Genomic DNA, 17,399 nt, shown 5'->3' with positions numbered 1-17,399 from the left:
CCGATCGGCCACCTTTCTCACGAGCGACTATTCGTCGTCTTCGGTTTCGTCGAATTCGTCTTCGGCTTCATCAACCTCATCTTCAACATCGACGTCGGCTTCAACCTCGGTGTCGTCGGCGTCGTTCAAGTCAGCGGTTTCGTTTCCATCGAAATCGTCCGCATCGTCGTCTTCGTCGCCGTCTTTCTTCTTATCCTCGGTCGCGATGGCGCAAGTGCACACCTTGTCGGAATCGGCGACGTTCATCACGCGCACGCCCTGGGCGGAACGTCCCAGCTGGCTAATGCTCTCGACGGAAGTGCGAATCACGACGCCTTCCTCTGAGATAATCATGAGCTCATCACTTTCCTCGACGACCTTCATGGCCGTAAGCTGGCCCTTCTTCGCCGTCATGGTAATGGTGAACACGCCCTGGCCGCCGCGGTGGTGCAGCGGATAGTCGGCAACGGGGGTGCGTTTGCCATAACCTTTCTCGGTGATTACGAACAACTCAGTGCCCGGACGGGCGATTTCCATGCCAAGCACTCGCACGCCGGCGGGAACCGTCATGCCGCGCACGCCCATGGTATCGCGACCCATCGAGCGAACCTCAGATTCGTCCCAGGTAATCGCTTTGCCGGCGCTCGAAACCATCATCACGCGCTCGCCTTGCTTCACGCGGCGCACGGCGATGAGATTATCGTCTTCCTTCAGGTTGATAGCGATAAGTCCATCGCGGCGGCTGCGATCGTACAGGCTCATGGAGGTCTTCTTCACCATGCCTTGTTCGGTACCGAACATGAGGTATTCATCCTCAGGGAAGTCTTTCGTCGCGATAATCGCCGAGATGGTCTCGCCCTTCTCGAGCGGCAGCAGGTTCACGATTGCCGTGCCGCGAGCCTGGCGACTTGCCTCAGGAATCTCGTAAACCTTCAAGCGATAAACCTTGCCGCGCGTCGAGAAGAACAGCATGTAGCTATGGGTCGACGCGATGAACAGGTGCTCAACGAAGTCGTTGTCCTTCAAGCTCACGCCCTGCATGCCCTTGCCGCCACGTTTTTGCTGGCGATAGGTCGCGACAGGCAGGCGCTTCACGTATCCGGCCTTCGTCACCGTGATAACCATGTCTTCCTCAGCGATGAGGTCTTCAACATCGATATCCTTGGCAGCGGCGGAAAGCTGCGTACGGCGAGGAGTGTTGTACTTCGCTTTGATTTCGAGCAGCTCTTCTTTGATAACCTGACGCATGAGGTTCTCGTCGGCAAGGATGCGCTTGAAGTAATCGATCTTCTCTTTGAGCTCCTTCAACTCGGCCTCGAGCTTGTGACGCTCCAAACCAGTGAGGCGGCGCAGGCGCATTTCCAAAATGGCCTGTGTTTGCGCGTCGGTAAGGCCAAAGCGCTCGGTAAGGCGAGCAGACGCCTCTTTGTCGGTCTCGCTGCTGCGAATAATTTGGATAACTTCGTCGATGTTGTCCAAGGCAACGAGCAAGCCTTCAAGAATATGGGCGCGCTCCTCGGCCTTGCGCAGTTCGTACTTGGTACGACGCGTGACGACGTCCTCCTGGTGGAGGATGTAGTAATGCAGCATTTCCTTCAAGGAAAGCGTACGGGGCACGCCATCGACCAAGGCCAACATGATAACGCCCCAACCGACCTGCAGCTGGGTATGCTTATAGAGCTTATTGAGCACGACCTGGGGAATCGCGTTCTGTTTGAGTTCGATGATAATGTCGACCGGCGAGTTGCGGTCGGCACCGTCGTGCACATTCGAAATCTCGGGCAGCTTTTTGTCGCGAATGAGCTCGCCGAGCTTCTGCATGAGGTTCGTACGATTCACCTGATAGGGAATCTCGGTAATCACGATGGAGTGCTTGCCGTTCTTGCCCTCGATGATCTCGTGCTTCGAACGAATCGTGAGATTTCCGCGGCCGGTCTCATATGCATCGAGAATGCCCTTTTTTCCCATGATGACGCCACCGGTCGGGAAGTCGGGGCCGGGCATCACGGTCATGAGCTCTTCGGTCGTGCAGTCGGGGTTGTCAAGCATCATGCACGTCGCGTCGATGGTTTCGCCCAAGTTATGGGGCGGAATATTCGTCGCCATGCCAACAGCGATGCCGTTCGAGCCATTCACCAACAGGTTAGGGAAGCGCGCGGGGAGCACGGAAGGCTCCTGCAGGCTTTCGTCGTAGTTGGGATTCCAGTCGACCGTTTCCTTTTCAAGGTCGCGCAGCAATTCCATGGCGGGTTTGGCCAAACGAGCCTCGGTGTAACGCATAGCAGCGGCGGAGTCGCCGTCGATGGAGCCGAAGTTGCCGTGGCCGTCGACCAGAGGCACACGCATCGAGAAGTCCTGAGCCATGCGAACCATGGTGTCGTATACCGCGAAGTCGCCATGCGGGTGGTATTTGCCAATAACGTCGCCAACCGTACGCGCAGACTTGCTGTGCGGGCGATTGGGCGTAATGCCGCTGTCGTACATGGCATACAGAATGCGGCGGTGAACCGGTTTCAAGCCGTCGCGCACATCGGGCAACGCGCGAGCGACGATAACGCTCATCGAGTATTCGAGGAACGACGAGCGCATCTCGTGGCCAAGTTCAGCCAACTTGATGCCCGAAGCCCCCGAATCAGAGCTTGCAATAATATCCTGATCAGCCACTTTTGTCCTTTCGTAAGAACGGCTAAATCTTAAGTTGGGGAATATCCCGGATACGGGTATTCCCCGGATGCTTTCGAAGCAAATGCCAGCGAGCATGGGCTTCAGGCGAGCAGATTGGCCAGAAAGAGAAGCAAAGCGTACTTCGGTACGCGAGCTGCGATTGATGGCCAAGATGCCGCATAAAACCCCGCGCAGCGTCGAGCATTAGCGCCGGCCTGACGGCCGGCGCAAACTTAAATATCCAGGAAGCGAACGTCGAGCGCGTGCTTCTGGATGAATTCCTTACGCGGCTCAACCTGGTCGCCCATGAGCTCGGAAACCGCCAGCTCGGCCGCGGCGGCATCTTCGATGGTCACTTGCAGAAGCGTACGCGTCTCGGGCTCCATGGTGGTTTCCCACAACTGCTCGGGGTCCATCTCGCCCAAACCTTTGTAACGCTGAATGTCGTACTTGTCTGGGTCATCGAGTTCGGCCATGAGCTTGTCTTTAGCTTCATCGTTGTAGATGTACTTCAAAATCTTGCCCGACTTGGAGTTCTTCTTTTTCAAACCGTACAGCGGGGGCTGCGCGATATAGATATAGCCGCGATTGATGAGGTCGGGCATATAGCGATAGAAGAACGTCAACAGCAGAATGCGAATATGCGCACCGTCGACATCGGCATCGGTCATGATGATGATGCGATGGTAGCGGGCCGCGTCGCCGTTGTAATCTTCGCCGATATTCGTGCCAATTGCCGTAATAAGGCTCGAAATGGTGTCGCTCGAAAGTGCGCGATGCAAACCAGCACGCTCGACGTTCAAAATTTTGCCACGGAGAGGCAGAATTGCTTGGTATTTGCGGTCACGCGCCTGCTTGGCCGAACCACCTGCGGAATCACCCTCGACGATGAAGATTTCAGACAGGGAGGCAACTTTGCTCGAGCAGTCGGCAAGCTTGCCCGGCATGCTGAACGAATCGAGCACGCCCTTGCGGCGCGTCATTTCGCGAGCTTTGCGGGCGGCCTCTCGCGCTTTAAGCGCCTGGGTCGCCTTGCTAATGATGCGTTTGGCTGGGGCGGGGTTCTCCTCGAGGTATTCAGAGAGGCCCTTCGTCACGGCACCCTGCACCAAACCGCGAATCTCGGTGTTGCCGAGCTTGGTTTTCGTCTGACCCTCGAACTGTGGATCATGCAGCTTCACACTCACGATAGCCGCCAAACCCTCACGGGCGTCGTCGCCGGAAAGGTTGCTGTCCTTTTCCTTCAGGATGGCATGGGCGCGAGCGTATTCGTTGATCGTACGCGTGAGGGCATTCTTAAAACCATCGAGATGCGTGCCGCCCTCGTGCGTGTTGATGTTGTTTGCAAACGCGAGCACACCGTGAGCGCTGTAGCTCGTTGACCACTGCATAGCAACTTCCACCGTGCCCTCGGCGCTTTCAGCCGTAAAGTAAATCGGGGTATTCAGCGTTTCCTTGCCACGATTGAGCCACGTGACGAAGTCGACGATACCGCCGGCATACTGGAACGATTCGGTCTTAAAAGAGCCGTCTTCCTCGTGTTCGCGTTCATCGGTGAGTTGAATATGGAGACCCTTGTTCAGAAAGGCCATTTCACGGAAACGTTCGGCGAGCGTGTCGTAGTCATACACGACCGTGTCGGTGAAGATTTCAGGGTCGGGCCAGAAGGTGACCATGGTGCCCGTATGGTCGGCGTCGCCAATGCGGTGCAGCTTCTCGACCGTTTTGCCGCGCTCAAACGCAATTTCATGCTTGCCACCATCGCGGCACACAACAACCTCGAGACGCGTGGAAAGCGCATTCACGCACGAAACGCCAACGCCGTGCAAGCCGCCGGAAACCTTATAGCCCTCGCCGCCGAATTTACCGCCAGCATGAAGGATGGTGAGAACGACCTCGACCGTAGGAATTTTCTCTTTCGGATGTTCGTCGATAGGAATTCCGCGGCCGTTGTCGATGACCGTGATGGAATTGTCCTCATGAATCGTGACATCGATTTTGGTGCAATAGCCGGCAAGGGCCTCGTCGACGGCGTTGTCCACAACCTCATACACAAGGTGGTGCAAACCACGCGGACCCGTCGAACCGATATACATGCCGGGGCGCATACGCACGGCTTCAAGGCCCTCGAGGACCTTAATGTCTGAGCCGTCGTAGTGGTCGGGCTTTTCTTTGACCACGACCTCCTCCTTTCCGTCCCGATGCAAATCGGGATGCGCCGACATACGCCGGCGCCATAGGCATAAAGCGTTTCAACCGCCAATTTCGCATAAAACAGGACGCCGAGGAGCACGCCAGCCGGAGAGGGCGCGAAAACTCAAGCAATCCAACTAGCGAATTTTACCATATTCAAGGTTTTATACCGCGCTTCAGCACGCGATTTAAGATAGTCCACACGGCCTACAAGGCCCCATTGTCGCCTTTTTTGGCTGCCGCAGCGTTTTTTACCTCTAAATCGGAAATCATGGCGCGTTTAAGCGCTTCTCGCACCTTTTTATCGGGAATCGTGGACAGCTCCTCATCAATCTGGGCTATACGCGCCTCAGAAAGCGCCACACGCGGCGCTTTCTCTTGAGCCGCCATTTTTTCGGCTTCTTCGCGGTAGGGATGAGAGAGTTTATACTTGCCGCGCGAGACGCGAATGCGAAACTCGTCGATTTCTTCGCCGAACAGCTCAAGGAACTTCAACTTAATCATTTCACGGCGCGCGTCGACCTCCGCTGCGATAAGGCTATCTTCCACATACACGATGAGCTCGCCCGCAGGAGGCTTTCGACGAACGAATGCGCCACCCGTCGAACGAGCGGCGGCCTGCGAGGTGCGCGAGGCTTCATCCCGTTCAGATGTTTCACGTGAAACATCAGTTTCTTCTTCGGCCTTACGAATGATGTAAATCGAATTCGTGTGGTCGAGAATCACCGCAGCAGCAGGGCCAGCGCACGCTTCAAGCGCCGACTTCCACATGCGCTTCACCTTCGCGGCGCGTGCCGCTTTAGCCGCAAGCACATCCGAAGACGCCTGCCCACGCAGAGTCTTTTGAAGGGCCATGGAAAACGATTTCATGGAGTTACTCATGCACGAACACCCGCCTTCGACAAATCGAGCACAGATGCCCGATCGACGATATCGTCCTCGAAACACGTCAAATCGGTGGCGGTCACGAATGTCTGGATGTCTTCATGCAGTAAATCAACGAGCGCACTGCGGCGGCGGGCATCGAGCTCGCTCATCACGTCGTCAAGCAAGAGCACCGGTTTGACGCCAAGCATCTTCTTAACCAATTCAACCTCAGCGATTTTCCACGCAAGCGCAATGGAGCGCTGCTGGCCCTGCGAAGCGAATGTGCGAGCATTGCGCCCGTCGATGAAAAATTCCATACGGTCGGCATGCGGACCCACAACCGCGCGATGGCGGGCGCGCTCCTCAAGGCGACGCGAGAACATCGCATTCGCCGTTGCATCAAGAACCTCATCTTTCGACATCTCCGCATCGTACGGGCGACTTTCAGCCAACTCCGCCAAATCCTCCGGAAGCCACGAAGGAATGTACGAATACGAGAGCTCCTCCGCGCCGTCAGTAATGTCACCGTATATGCGAGCCATGCGTCCGCATAGATTGCGGAACAGCGCGACGCGATACATATGCAGGCGGGCAGCTACGGGGATAAGCGCATCATTCACGCTATCGATGAGCACATCGGACGCTTCGTCTTTCAGAAGCGCATTCTTGTTGCGCAAAAGCTTTTCGTAATCGCGGCGAATGACGCGATGATTCTTCGAAAGCTGGCTGCCAAGCAAATCGATCGCGGAACGCTTGGGCGTTTGGGAGCCCTTCGCAAGCTCAAGATCGTCGGGAGAGAACGCCACGGCGGGCAGAATTCCCTGCAAATCTTGCGCAGCACGACGCTTCCCATTGAGCGTGTACGACCTCGATGCCGGTTCAATAACCGTCGCGACGCTCAAATCGCGCGAGTCGGATACGAATCGCGCTTCGAGGCGAGCGAATGGCGCGCCCCACATAATGAGGTCGCGGCCGCGGGCCGAACGAAACGACCCATGGGCGCACAAAAGTTGAATTCCCTCGACGACGTTGCTTTTGCCCGTGGCATTAGGACCCACGAAAATCGTGAGTCCACCTATGTTGCCCAATGCGAGGCTTCGATAATTGCGAAAACCAGCCAGGCGCACTTCCTGAATGCGAAGATCGTTTGCCACGGCGAGCACGTCCTTAAGATACGCGAACGGGCATAACGAGATACAGGAAGTTCTCGCCTGCGCCCGCACGGAAAATGCCGGGCTTCATGGGCGACGAGGTCTCGAAGAACACCTGGTCGGTAGAGACAGACATAAGGCCGTCGAGCACATACTGGTGATTCAGAGCGATTTGAATGCTTTCGCCCGCCACTTCACAACCGACAACTTCCTCGGCCGAGCCCACGTCTTGCGTGGCCGCGTTGATAATCGCGTTACCCGCTTCGGCGTTGATGTCGATTTTCACGGGCGACGAAAGCGCGCTCACCAAGCCCACGCGCTTCACTGCAGTAATGAGCTCTTGCGTAGTGAAGCACGTCTTCGTTGCCCATGTCTGAGGAATAATCTGACGATAGTTCGGGAAATTGCCCTCGATGCGGCGATTGATGAGCACCATATTCTGATAGGTGAACACAATCTGGTTCGCCGTAAGGCCAATGGTAATGTTTTCTTCCATCTTCGGCAGGCCGGCAACCTCCTGAAGGAACACGCCAGAAACAATCGCCTCGAAATTCTCCTGCACGCCCTCAAGCGCGATATCGGCCACAGCAAGGCGATACGAGTCGGTCGCAACCATGCGCAAGCCTTCGTCAGACGTGGAGATAAGCACGCCCGTGAGCACTGCACGGCTTTGGTCCTTCGAGACAACCTTCGCCACACGCTTAACCATAGAACAGAATTCCGCGAACGGCACCTCGATGGAACTCGAAACGTCAACGTTGGGGAACGGGGGGAAGTCGGCCGCATCGAGCGTTTTGAGCGTGAACGACGATTTGCCGCACGATACTGTGACGGTGGAATCGTTCGTCTGGAACTCCACAGCTGCCTCAGGCAGGTTTTTTACGATATCCAGAAGAAGCTTCTCGGGAATAACGGTTGTTCCCTCTTCTTCAACGAGAGCAGGAACGCTGTAACGAATAGAGCGTTCAAGGTCGGTGGTTTCCATAACCAGCCCCATACCCTCTGCTTTAATGTAGACGCCAGAAAGCACAGGGATGGTAGAGCGCGAAGCTGTGCCCTTGGACACGATGGTCAACGCATTAAGGAGTTCGCTCTTGTTGATATTGAATCTCACTTTTTTGCCCTTCTGCTCTTAAATAAATAATTAATGATTGTAGTAGTAATAAGGACGGTGGAAAAGTGGAAAAGGTTGCATCGTGCCTGTTCAGTCATTGTTTATGATGACTGAAGAATGTTTGACAACCTGCACCCGCTTTCCACTGCTTTTATTGCCTATATTATCTTTCCACCGCTTTCCTCAAGTTTTCGACTAGTTTTCCCGAATGTTTTTAATAATGATCTCGAGCTCTTCTTGAAGCTCTCGACTCTCTTTGGTCTTCTTCTCGATCTTCTCGACGGAGCTCATAATGGTCGAGTGGTCGCGATTGAACCGCTTCCCGATATCGTTGTAAGGAATGTCGATCATCTGGCGGCACAAATAGATCGCTACGTGGCGCGCATAGGCGATATTGCGCGATCGCTTCGTGCCAATGAGGTCGGCATGGCTCACCTGGTAGTACTGCTCGACTTCGTGCTGCACGGCTTCGACGGTGATTTTCTTCAACGCACCGGCCGAGAAATGGTTCTCGAGCAGCGATTTCACGTCGGAAAGCGTGATGTCGGGGTTTCCGAACGCGGTCATTTGCGAAATGACCTTTGTTACGGCGCTTTTGAGCTCGCGTACGTTTGAGCTCGATATTTCCGCGATATACATCTGTATATCTTCGGGGACATATAAATCCCAACTGCCTTCGGAGCGCTTGTATTCCTCGATGAACGACTTAATAATGCCGAGCTTCGTTTCGACCTCGGGCGGCTGAATGTCGTAGGTGCCGCCCGAATTGAAGCGGCTCTTGTAGCGTTCGTCGATATCAATGCTCTTCGGCGAACGGTCGGCCGAAAGCACGACTTGTTTGCCGGCGTCGGTGAGGCGGTTAAACAGCTGGAACACGATATTTACTGTGGCCGATTTGCCTTGGAAATACTGCACGTCGTCGATGAGCAGCGCGTCGGCGTCGAGATAGCGGCTTTGGAACGCCTGGAAGCTCGATTTGTCTTTGCTGTGGTCAATCGCGGCGATGGAATATTCCGTGATGAACTCCTGCGCGTCGATATACACCACGCGCATATCGGGCCGCGTTTCCAGAATGTAGTTCTGGATAGCTCGTAGCAAGTGCGTTTTGCCCAAACCGCTTTTTCCATAGATGAACAGGGGATTCAGGGTCGACTTGCCGGGCGATTCCGCTACCGACACGGCCATCGAATAGGCCAAACGGTTCGAATCGCCGATGATGAAGTTCTCGAAGGTCAACGCGGCGGCGCCCGTGTCCATGCCGTTCGCGCGCGCGATTTGGCTGCCGGTGAGGTGGCTTGTCGCCGCCGGCGGCTGCGGGGAGCTCGGCTGTGCCGCAATAGCAGGCTGAACTTGCGGTGCGACCTGGGGCTGGGATTGAATCGGCTGCGCGGCTGGCGCTGCAGGTTCGGAATGTGCGGGCGCGATGGGTGCGGCACCCGCCTGCGCTCCCGCTGCCTGAGGGGCTGCCGGTTGTGCAGGCGGCGTGTAAGGTGCCGCTTGCTGGGCATTTTGCGTGGCGATTTGCTGCATGAACGCCGAAGAACCCGGGTCGACCTCGATTTCTACCACATATTCGGTTTCGAACAAGTCGCGCAGCGCCTGCTCGATTTGCGAAAGAAAGCGCTTTTCGATTTGGCCTTTAATGAAGTCGGTATCGACGGTGGCGAGCAGGAAACCCACACTCGATGCCTGCGGCTGCATGCGTCCCAGAAACGCGTCGACCTGCGCCGGATTCACCGTGCCATACGATTTGACCTTTTCGATAACGGCTTGCCAGGTTTCATAGGGGTTGTTTGGATCCATGTTTATTCAAGCCGCCTTCCCTCCGTAGATGGTATCGAAATTATAGCGGCCAATCCTCCAATTGTGGTGTCTTCAGCGGGGTGTGGAAATTAAAACAACGCGTCGATGACGCGCAGACCTTCGTCAGTGACCTGTCGCATTTTTCCGACGGTGGAAATAAGGCCTGCCTCTTCGAGCTTTTTGAGCGCGCGGTGGGCGCTGCTCGCCGCAAGGCCAAGTTCTTCGACGATGTCGGTCACGCGCAGCGTGGGCTGGTCCAAGAACAAATAGAGCACGTCTTTCTCGCGGTCGGAAAGGGCGGGCACCATTTGTTTGCGCTGCTCGCGCGTGGGTGCGCCCCTCGGCACGTCGAAATCTTCTTCGGGTTTCACGCTGATGGTTACCACGGAGCCGCATTTGATGTTGTCTTCGATCGTGATGCGACCGTGCGAGAACGAAAGATATTCCTTTACCAGGGGCAATCCACTGCCGACGCCGCGAATGTAGCGTTTCATGTCGCTTGTGGCCGACGAAAAGCCAGGCATTTGCGCCTTTTCCTTTTGGGGAATGCCGGGACCTTGGTCGGTGAAGCGAATCGTGTTGCCCTTATCGAAAATCGAGACCACGATTTCCTTGAATTGGGCATGGATGAAATTCTCGCTGACCTCGCGAATCGCAGTATAGGGAATGCTGCCGCCGGCCTGCTGGGCCTGGGTGTAGATAGTGGAGGCAAGATTCTCGATGAACTCCGCCGTGGTGGTAGGAGCTATTTCAGTCACGCGTGGCGCGCTTCGGAAGTCGTCATAGCAAGCGATTCGTGCGCTCGCGATAGCGCGAGAGTAATCCTCGTTGACTCCAGATGCGGGCTCGGGTGCGTTTTGTGCTGTGTTTAGTGTAGGTTCCAACGCTTTTCCCAAGTTATTCCAGGTTTTCCGCTAATTTTCACTCGCTTGGAAAATTGTAAAAACTTTTTCACGAATGAGTTCCACCATTCTAGAGGTGGAAAGTCATGTTTTTCAAGACTCTTTCCACTCATGGTGGAAATTTCCATAGCCATCAACCTCATGTTTTCCGAGTTTTCCACTTTTTATTCAAGGAATGTGGAAAACGGTGGAAATGAATGGAAACCAATGCGGAAAACCTTAAAAAACAGCTTGACTTACTGGAAAACAAGGGGGAGAGAACGGAAAAACACGACAGTTTGTACGCTTTCCTGAAAAGTCCAGAGCAAGTTTTGAATTCATACTGGAAAAATTGGCGAAAACACGGAAAAGCCCAGTTCATAACCGCTTTCTGAAGTTTTTGCAAAGCAGTTTCCGCGATGCTGGAAAACATTTTTCCAAAACGTGTTTCACGGTTTTCTGCGTAGTTTTCCACCGGAAAAACCGCGTAATGCCTGGGTTTTCCTCACTTTCCACATTTTGAGACGGTGAATAAGCTCAGTTTTCCACAATAGAGCTCATTTAGCCCTCGATCGTGCGGTGGAAAGAGCCGCAACGGCGCCTCGGCAGTTTTCCGCGGTTGGAAAAGTCGTTGTTTTCCGTTCCATTTTCCACTCGTGAAGAATTCGTCGTGAATTGAAACCTATATATAGTGTTGAAAACATAAGCGAGCCTACTAGTAGCGTTTTTTCGCCCGAAAGCGCCGTTTTCTTTCGAAAATGCTTTATGAACTGCGTGAAAAGGGGGTTTACATCCGATTTCGCTACGTTATACTTGTACGGCTATTCATTGAGAAACACATGCTGCAATAACGTGAAAGGGAGTCGAAATGAAGCGCACCTATCAGCCGAATAACCGCAAGCGCGCCAAGACCCACGGTTTCCGCGCACGCATGGCGACCAAGGGCGGCCGTGCCGTTCTCGCTCGTCGTCGCGCCAAGGGCCGCAAGCGTCTGACCGTGTAAAAACCTCGGAGGTCGGCGTGAAATCGACAATTAGGTCGAGCGTCGACGTTTCGCGGCTTTTTTCGCAGGGAAAACGCTTCAGCACACCGTTCGCAACGGTGCTTGTGCTGAAGAGAACTGAGCAACACGACCATGATTTGCATGGTCGTGTTGCTTTTATAGCGGGAAAAAAGCTTGGCAACGCCGTTTGGCGCAATGCCGCGAAACGCCGGCTCCGTGCAATCGTGTGCGATCTTGGGGGCCCGTGGGAGGGTTGGGACGTCGTAATTTCGGCACGCTCCGCCATTCTGAAGGCTTCTTATAGTAAAGTGAGCCACGCATGCGAAAAGGCCCTTGAAAAGGCCGGTTTAATCAATCCTGCTTCGCGATAATGCTCCGGGCGGGAGTTTGTGGAAGAAGGCATATTCGATGAATGCCGTGTTTGCGTTTGTGCGCTCGCTGCCTAAGCGGGCCGCTTTGCTTGCGATTCAATTCTATCGTGCTGCCATTTCCCCAATTTTTGGCCCCTGCTGCCGCTATGTTCCCACGTGCTCAGAATACGGGCTCGAGGCGATTCGACGTTTCGGCTTACGCAAGGGAGGCTGGCTCGCCATAAAACGCATCGCAAGGTGCCACCCTTTCCATGAGGGCGGCTATGATCCTGTTCCCGACAAGCTCTAGAAAGGCAGTGCCGTATGTGGGACGTGTTTAAGGACTGGATATTCGATTGCATCGCATTCTTCGCCAATTTCCTTGGCGACTGGGGTCTTGCGATCATCGTTATCACGGTTATCTTCCGTTTGCTCGTTGCTCCTATCATGCACAAGCAAATCAAGTCGACCTTCCAAATGCAGAAGGTCCAGCCTCTTATGCAAGAGATTCAGAAGAAGTTCGCCGACAACCCCGTTCGTCAGAACGAGGAAATGCAAAAGCTCTACGCTGAAACCAAGTTCAATCCCTTGGCTGGCTGCGTGCCCATGCTCATCCAGATGCCGATCTTCTTGGCCATGTTCCAAACGCTGCGTGAGATTGGTTACTCGCACCCCGACGAGGTATACAGCTTCTATGGCATGGTTACCGACCTTACGAAAACGCCTGCAAACGTGATTTCTGACGGTTTCGGCGCATTCTTCCCGTATTTGGTACTCATGCTCGTGTTCGCCTTGGCAACGTTTTTGCCTATGGTTCTGCAGAACATCAAGAACGATTCCGCACAGCGCAACCAGATGCTTATCATGGGTGGCGTTATGACGATCTTCATGCTCTGGATTTCCTGGAGCTCGCCCGCTGGCGTTCTGCTGTTCTGGGGTGCGTCTTCCGTTATCGGCATTCTGCAGCAGCAGCTCACCATGCGTCACCTGAAGAGGGTTGAGGCTCAGGCCGAGGCTGCTCGCATTGAAGTCGAGCCCGTCAAAGTTGACGTCGAGCGCAAAGCCAAGAAGAAGCGTCCGGCCAAAAAGCACTAATATCGATCCGACCATGCTGCGCGCCACATCTGGCGCGCTTGCATATACAGAAAGGATTGAACCATGTCCGACGAAATCATGGACGATCAGGTTAACGAAGAAGCGGTCGAAGATACCACCGAAGACCAGCTCAAAGGCGATGAGCCGCACAGCGAAGAGCATGATGTGAGCGAAGAAGAGCTCGATGAAATCGCCGACGCCGCCATTGCCGCGTTAAAGGGTATTCTCGAGCACTTCGATGTGGGTGAAGTCACCATCGACGAGTACGAGGGCGACGAGGGCGAGCTTATTTTGGATATCACGGGCGACAACCTGGCTATCCTCATTGGCCGCCATGGCAAAACGCTCGACGCGCTGCAGTTCATCATTTCCGCCATCACAACGCGCACCATGGGCTTCCGTTACCCGGTTATCGTCGACGTCGAGGGTTATAAGAACCGCCAACGTCAGAAAATCGAGTCGGTGGCATACTCCGCCGCTCGACGCGCGAAGTCGCAGCATCGCAGCGTGAAGCTGCGCCCCATGACGCCCTATGAGCGCCGCCTGGTTCATCTTGCTCTGCGCAACGAGCCTGGCGTTGAAACCGCTTCCGAAGGCGAGGGTGCCGCCCGTCACGTGGTGATCATCCCCTGCTAGGGAACAAACTCATACGCATGCTTTTAAGGCCCTTCTTCTGAAGAAGGGCCTTTCTTTATGGCGCGTTTTGGCCAACACGGTACAATTGCAGGCAATGAACACGCGCACCGCGCAACGAGAGAGGTTTTCATGGGCACGCTTCGCGATATTCTGGCCACGCGCCACGGCATCGATATCACCGAACAGCAGGAACGAATCCTGTTCGACGACCTCCATGCCATTATGGAAATCAACAAGACCATGAACCTCACGCGCATTCTCTCCGAGGAAGACGGTATGGTGCTGCATCTGGAAGACAGTGTGCTCGGTTTGCCGTACGTGAACGATGCGCCGGCTGGCCTCTATGGCGACTTAGGTACCGGCGGCGGTTTCCCTGGCATTCCCCTGTGCGTGCTTACAGGCCGCGAAACTCTGCTCGTCGATTCGGTTAAGAAGAAGGTTCGCGCTCTGGAGCCTGTTGCCGAAGAGCTCGGCGTTGGCGATCGCCTTTCTACATATGGCGGCCGTATTGAAGACCTCGCCCTTGAGCGTCCGAGGGAGTTTTCGGTGCTCACGGCTCGCGCCTTGAGTTCGCTCGGGTCACTGCTCGAGCTGGCCTCGCCCCTTTTGCGTAAGGGCGGTCGTTTGGTGTGCTACAAGGCGCAACCGACTGAAGAGGAACTTGAAATCGCCTTCGGCATTATGAAACCGCTTGGCTTCGACCTTGTATGCGATGACAGCCATGAGCTAAGCGATGGTTCCACGCGCCGTATTTTCGTGTTCCAGAAAGCGGCAAACCCGCGTATCGCGCTTCCTCGCCGCGTCGGCATGGCGCAGCGCAACCCCCTTACGCCTGCCGACTTCGCTCAGAAGAGTGGTCAGAAGAGCGGTCAGAAGAGCAGGAAACGCCGATAACAAGCCCGATCCCCTCTTCCCAAGACCGCTTACAGTGCGGTTGAGTATCCGCGTCTCGGGGTTGCTCTAAGAAGCGTCGATCTCGTGTTCGGTTCTTCCCGCGTCAAAACCGTCGATGTGCCAAAAATTGGCGAACCAGGAATTTTTGGCACGGCTGTGGATTGCTGCGGCTAATTCCCTTACTGAATATATAATGGAACAGCTTAGCGATGGAAATGCGCTTGACGGCTCGCCTGTGAAATTTGCAATGGCTTGAGCCTCGCGTTTTTTTACCGTCGGTTTCGATGTTTCACGTGAAACATCCTTCATCTTCGTTCTACATTGGCTATAAGCCTCACATATACACGCAGTATCAATGAAGGAGGACGCGTGGGACTGTTTGATGGTTTGAAGAACCAGAGTCGAAAGCCTAAAGATCAGGAAGGCAACGCCGCCGAAAGCGAACAGATCGGCTACAACCCTGAGAACGCTCCGGTTATCGAGCGCGATCCAAATGTTTCACGTGAAACATCCGTTGTTTCTTCCACCCAGGAAGATCTTCAGGCTGACGCATACACGAATGAACCCGCTCCTTCTGAGGCGGTATATACCGCGACTCCGCTCCGCTCGTATGCTGAAAAGAAACCCGTGAGGCACGTCGTGGGCACTACGAAGGTTATTGCGATTCTTAATCAGAAGGGTGGCGTCGGTAAATCGACGACGACCATTAACCTTGGTGCGGCATTAGGCGCCATGGGAAAACAGGTGCTGCTTATCGACCTCGATCCGCAGGGCAATACCTCGAGCGGCTTGGGCATCGAAAAGAACCTTTTGAATGAATGTATCTACGATGTGCTCATCAGCGACACCCAGCTTACCGATATCATCATTCCTGATGTGTGCGAAGGCCTCGATGTTGCTCCCGCAACTATCAATCTTGCAGGTGCCGAAGTCGAGCTCGTTTCCGAAATGGCTCGCGAGGGACGCCTGAAGGAAGCGATTGGCCATGTGCGCGGCAAATACGATTACATTTTCATCGATTGCCCGCCTTCGCTCGGTCTGCTTACGGTGAATGCACTCGTTGCTGCCGATAAGCTGCTTATTCCTATCCAATGCGAGTTTTATGCGTTGGAAGGCGTGACGAAGCTGCTCGATTCAATGAAGCGCGTGAAGAGCCTTCTGAATCCCGGCTTGGAAATCTACGGCGTGCTGCTCACGATGTACGACGGACGTACCACGCTTTCGAAGCAGGTTGCCGCCGAGGTGCGTAATTTCTTCGGTCGCACGGTTTTCGATACGGTGATTCCTCGTACGGTTAAAATCTCTGAAGCGCCGAGTTTCGGCCAACCGATTAATGAATACGACCCGACTGGTAAAGGCGCGGAGGCGTACTGCGCCCTTGCAAGAGAGGTGAGCCAGCGTGGCTAAAAATAAGAAGGCCGGTCTCGGCCGTGGTTTGAATTCTCTTCTTGGCGGGTATGAAGCGCCCGCCGAGCCTGCTCGTGTAGCGCCCGAACGTCAGGTGGAACGCATTGAGACGCAGGCGGCTTCGGTCGCGGAACCCATACCCGCCGCACCTGTCCCCGTTGTCGAACGTGAAGTGATTCGTGAGGAAGACCTCGCTCCCGAAGATCGCGAAACGCTCGATGGCGAGAAGTATTCCGCTCCGAAGCAATACGCGAAGCCGACCGCCGCAACCGAGCCGCTGAGTTCGCGCATTGCGGTGAAAGATGTGGTAGCGAAGACGGAGCTCATCGAAGAGCCCGATGGCGTAACCATTAAAAGCGTCACCGAACGTCCCGCGACGCCCGCTGCCCGCTATATGGAGGAAGTTAATCGTCCGAGCGCTCTTGATGCGCGTTTGATGCAGCGCGAGGTTGCGTCCGCGCCTCAAGCGACAGTTCCCTCGCCTCAAGCGACGGCTCCCGCCGCAACCCAGGCTCAACCTCAAGCTGAAACCGCTGGAGCTCCTGAATCTTCCGCTGAAGCAGCACCTCATCATTTGGATGAGGTTCCTATCGAATTGGTGCATCCGAATCCGAACCAGCCACGTATGCATTTCAATAAGGAAGAGCTCGACGAGTTGGCTCTTTCAATTGAGAAAGATGGCCTGTTGCAGCCTATTTTGGTTCGCGAAGATGCTGAGGGCTATGAGATTATTGCCGGCGAGCGTCGTTGGCAGGCTTCCCAACTTGCTGGCCTGAAGAAGGTTCCGGTTCGCATCAAAGAGGCCGACGATATGAAGGTACTCGAGCTTGCGCTTATCGAGAACCTCCAACGTAGTGATTTGAACCCTATCGAAGAGGCATATGGCTACAAACGCATGATGGAGCGTGGAAACCGCACGCAGTCTGAAGTTGCGAGTGCGGTTTCAAAAGGCCGCTCGACCATCGCGAACGCTTTGCGTTTGCTTGACCTTCCCGAAGACGCCCAACAGATGCTGTACGAGGAGAAAATCACGGCCGGTCACGCCCGCGCGATTTTGGCCATTCCTTCCGATGAAGGTCGTGCAAAGCTCACCGAAAAGCTTGCCAAAGAAAAGCTTTCGGTTCGCGAGGCCGAATCGCTCGCTCGCCTGATTGCTGGCCGCGAGAAGCAAAAGAACAATCCGGTGAAAAAGCCGCCGAAGCCCCGCTTCTTCCGCCGTGCCGCGAAAGACCTTTCTGAGTCGTTCGATACAAAGGTTCAAGTTCGCAGCGTGAACGGAAAGAATAAGATCGAAATCGAATTCAAGGACGAAGAAGACTTGCATCGTCTCTACGACCTTATGAAGCATTCTGCTGAATAGCG

The 17,399-nt window shown here is 54.8% G+C and carries 15 protein-coding genes; 8 read left to right on the top strand and 7 right to left on the bottom strand.

What is annotated here, in order from left to right:
• Nucleotides 1–27 precede the first annotated feature (27 nt).
• From gyrA to DMP05_RS01535, 7 genes are all read right to left on the bottom strand, one after another.
• Nucleotides 28–2,643, bottom strand: a complete 2,616-nt coding sequence (gyrA, locus tag DMP05_RS01565) for a DNA gyrase subunit A (protein ID WP_123218864.1) — start codon at nucleotides 2,641–2,643, stop codon at nucleotides 28–30.
• Between the two features lie 233 nt (nucleotides 2,644–2,876).
• Entirely contained in the window at nucleotides 2,877–4,823 is a 1,947-nt protein-coding gene (gyrB, locus tag DMP05_RS01560; RefSeq protein WP_375781746.1) for a DNA topoisomerase (ATP-hydrolyzing) subunit B, read from the bottom strand.
• 220 nt (nucleotides 4,824–5,043) lie between these two features.
• Nucleotides 5,044–5,718 (bottom strand): DUF721 domain-containing protein, encoded by a 675-nt coding sequence (locus tag DMP05_RS01555; RefSeq protein WP_123218862.1) that lies wholly within the window; start codon nucleotides 5,716–5,718, stop codon nucleotides 5,044–5,046.
• Complete coding sequence (recF, locus tag DMP05_RS01550; RefSeq protein WP_244594996.1) at nucleotides 5,715–6,857, bottom strand: DNA replication/repair protein RecF; 1,143 nt, start codon at nucleotides 6,855–6,857, stop codon at nucleotides 5,715–5,717. The genes DMP05_RS01555 and recF overlap by 4 nt, the downstream gene beginning before the upstream one ends.
• A 13-nt stretch (nucleotides 6,858–6,870) precedes the next feature.
• Nucleotides 6,871–7,968 (bottom strand): DNA polymerase III subunit beta, encoded by a 1,098-nt coding sequence (gene dnaN, locus DMP05_RS01545; RefSeq protein WP_123218861.1) that lies wholly within the window; start codon nucleotides 7,966–7,968, stop codon nucleotides 6,871–6,873.
• A 195-nt stretch (nucleotides 7,969–8,163) separates the two neighbouring features.
• Entirely contained in the window at nucleotides 8,164–9,771 is a 1,608-nt protein-coding gene (gene dnaA, locus DMP05_RS01540) for a chromosomal replication initiator protein DnaA (protein WP_123218860.1), read from the bottom strand.
• Between the two features lie 89 nt (nucleotides 9,772–9,860).
• A complete protein-coding gene (locus DMP05_RS01535; RefSeq protein WP_311719061.1) occupies nucleotides 9,861–10,529 on the bottom strand; it encodes an ATP-binding protein in 669 nt (222 codons plus the stop codon).
• A 991-nt stretch (nucleotides 10,530–11,520) separates the two neighbouring features.
• On the opposite strand from DMP05_RS01535, the gene rpmH reads away from it, so the two are divergent.
• The 8 genes from rpmH (at nucleotide 11,521) to DMP05_RS01495 (ending at nucleotide 17,397) form a co-directional block, all read left to right on the top strand.
• A complete protein-coding gene (gene rpmH / locus DMP05_RS01530) occupies nucleotides 11,521–11,655 on the top strand; it encodes a 50S ribosomal protein L34 (RefSeq protein ID WP_114615639.1) in 135 nt (44 codons plus the stop codon).
• 17 nt (nucleotides 11,656–11,672) lie between these two features.
• Nucleotides 11,673–12,026, top strand: a complete 354-nt coding sequence (rnpA, locus tag DMP05_RS01525) for a ribonuclease P protein component (RefSeq protein ID WP_114615638.1) — start codon at nucleotides 11,673–11,675, stop codon at nucleotides 12,024–12,026.
• A gap of 37 nt (nucleotides 12,027–12,063) precedes the next feature.
• Nucleotides 12,064–12,315: a membrane protein insertion efficiency factor YidD gene (gene yidD, locus DMP05_RS01520; RefSeq protein ID WP_123218858.1), complete on the top strand. Its 252-nt coding sequence runs from the start codon at nucleotides 12,064–12,066 to the stop codon at nucleotides 12,313–12,315.
• Between the two features lie 14 nt (nucleotides 12,316–12,329).
• Entirely contained in the window at nucleotides 12,330–13,100 is a 771-nt protein-coding gene (locus tag DMP05_RS01515; RefSeq protein ID WP_123218857.1) for a YidC/Oxa1 family membrane protein insertase, read from the top strand.
• 63 nt (nucleotides 13,101–13,163) lie between these two features.
• Nucleotides 13,164–13,736, top strand: a complete 573-nt coding sequence (locus tag DMP05_RS01510) for a Jag family protein (RefSeq protein ID WP_123218856.1) — start codon at nucleotides 13,164–13,166, stop codon at nucleotides 13,734–13,736.
• Nucleotides 13,737–13,865: 129 nt separating this feature from the next.
• Nucleotides 13,866–14,630 (top strand): 16S rRNA (guanine(527)-N(7))-methyltransferase RsmG, encoded by a 765-nt coding sequence (locus tag DMP05_RS01505; protein WP_123218897.1) that lies wholly within the window; start codon nucleotides 13,866–13,868, stop codon nucleotides 14,628–14,630.
• A gap of 369 nt (nucleotides 14,631–14,999) precedes the next feature.
• Nucleotides 15,000–16,037 carry a ParA family protein gene (locus tag DMP05_RS01500; protein WP_123218855.1) on the top strand — a complete coding sequence of 346 codons (1,038 nt, stop codon included), beginning with the start codon at nucleotides 15,000–15,002 and terminating at the stop codon, nucleotides 16,035–16,037.
• Nucleotides 16,030–17,397 (top strand): ParB/RepB/Spo0J family partition protein, encoded by a 1,368-nt coding sequence (locus tag DMP05_RS01495; protein ID WP_244594995.1) that lies wholly within the window; start codon nucleotides 16,030–16,032, stop codon nucleotides 17,395–17,397. Before DMP05_RS01500 ends, DMP05_RS01495 begins: the two co-directional genes overlap by 8 nt.
• The last annotated feature ends 2 nt before the right edge of the window (nucleotides 17,398–17,399 follow it).

The sequence above is a fragment of the Slackia isoflavoniconvertens genome (assembly GCF_003725955.1).
GTDB classification, from domain to species: Bacteria; Actinomycetota; Coriobacteriia; order Coriobacteriales; family Eggerthellaceae; genus Slackia; species Slackia isoflavoniconvertens.
The sequence above is the reverse complement of the archived record's forward strand: the minus strand, read 5'-3'. Positions and strand labels throughout refer to the sequence as shown.

What these genes read in the sequence shown, in the direction of transcription:
- DMP05_RS01555 (WP_123218862.1), bottom strand. Translation starts at nt 5,718, where the DNA reads ATGAGTAACTCCATGAAATCGTTTTCCATGGCCCTTCAAAAGACTCTG.
- dnaA (WP_123218860.1), bottom strand. Translation starts at nt 9,771, where the DNA reads ATGGATCCAAACAACCCCTATGAAACCTGGCAAGCCGTTATCGAAAAG.
- rpmH (WP_114615639.1), top strand. Translation starts at nt 11,521, where the DNA reads ATGAAGCGCACCTATCAGCCGAATAACCGCAAGCGCGCCAAGACCCAC.
- yidD (WP_123218858.1), top strand. Translation starts at nt 12,064, where the DNA reads ATGAATGCCGTGTTTGCGTTTGTGCGCTCGCTGCCTAAGCGGGCCGCT.
- DMP05_RS01515 (WP_123218857.1), top strand. Translation starts at nt 12,330, where the DNA reads ATGTGGGACGTGTTTAAGGACTGGATATTCGATTGCATCGCATTCTTC.
- DMP05_RS01510 (WP_123218856.1), top strand. Translation starts at nt 13,164, where the DNA reads ATGTCCGACGAAATCATGGACGATCAGGTTAACGAAGAAGCGGTCGAA.
- DMP05_RS01505 (WP_123218897.1), top strand. Translation starts at nt 13,866, where the DNA reads ATGGGCACGCTTCGCGATATTCTGGCCACGCGCCACGGCATCGATATC.